This window comes from Ruegeria sp. CH8 (genome assembly GCF_056536985.1).
In genome coordinates this window covers 1-1,165 of the sequence record NZ_JBQFQR010000079.1, presented here as the reverse complement: position 1 = coordinate 1,165, position 1,165 = coordinate 1, and the positions used below count along the sequence as shown (strand labels likewise).

The window sequence follows — 1,165 nt, the reverse complement described above, 5'->3', positions numbered from 1 at the left end:
CGTCTTAAGCTTGCTTGGCGACGTCCTATTCTCACAGGGACATGGTCCCAACTACCATCGGCGCTAGAGAGCTTAACTTCCGTGTTCGGTATGGGAACGGGTGTGACCTCTCTGCCATCATCACCAAACTATGAAGGCATATTCCTTCAAAACTAGATAACATTTGGTACATATTATATGGTTAAGACCTCGATCTATTAGTATTCGTCAGCTCCACATGTCACCATGCTTCCACCTCGAACCTATCAACCTGATCATCTTTCAGGGATCTTACTAGCTTACGCTATGGGAAATCTCATCTTGAGGGGGGCTTCATGCTTAGATGCTTTCAGCACTTATCCCTTCCGCACATAGCTACCCAGCTATGCCCTTGGCAGAACAACTGGTACACCAGCGGTGCGTCCATCCCGGTCCTCTCGTACTAAGGACAGCTCCTCTCAAATTTCCTACGCCCACGACGGATAGGGACCGAACTGTCTCACGACGTTCTGAACCCAGCTCGCGTACCGCTTTAATGGGCGAACAGCCCAACCCTTGGGACCGACTACAGCCCCAGGATGCGATGAGCCGACATCGAGGTGCCAAACCTCCCCGTCGATGTGGACTCTTGGGGGAGATAAGCCTGTTATCCCCGGGGTAGCTTTTATCCGTTGAGCGATGGCCCTTCCATGCGGAACCACCGGATCACTAAGCCCGACTTTCGTCCCTGCTCGACTTGTAGGTCTCGCAGTCAAGCTCCCTTATGCCTTTGCACTCTACGAATGATTTCCAACCATTCTGAGGGAACCTTTGGGCGCCTCCGTTACACTTTAGGAGGCGACCGCCCCAGTCAAACTGCCCACCTGACACTGTCTCCCGGGTCGATAAGACCCGTAGGTTAGAATTTCAATACAGTCAGGGCGGTATCCCACCAGCGCCTCCACCGAAGCTAGCGCTCCGGTTTCAATGGCTCCCGCCTATCCTGTACAAACTGTACCAAAATTCAATATCAGGCTACAGTAAAGCTCCACGGGGTCTTTCCGTCCTGTCGCGGGTAACCTGCATCTTCACAGGTACTATAATTTCACCGAGTCTCTGGTTGAGACAGTGCCCAAATCGTTACACCTTTCGTGCGGGTCGGAACTTACCCGACAAGGAATTTCGCTACCTTAGGACCGTTATAGTT

2 rRNA genes are annotated in these 1,165 nt (G+C 52.1%); both read right to left on the bottom strand.

The window, feature by feature from the left end:
• Positions 1-12: 12 nt before the first annotated feature.
• Positions 13-128: ribosomal RNA gene (gene rrf, locus ACR0ER_RS25590) — 5S ribosomal RNA — on the bottom strand.
• A gap of 49 nt (positions 129-177) precedes the next feature.
• Positions 178-1,165 (bottom strand): 23S ribosomal RNA (locus ACR0ER_RS25585); the annotation flags it as partial.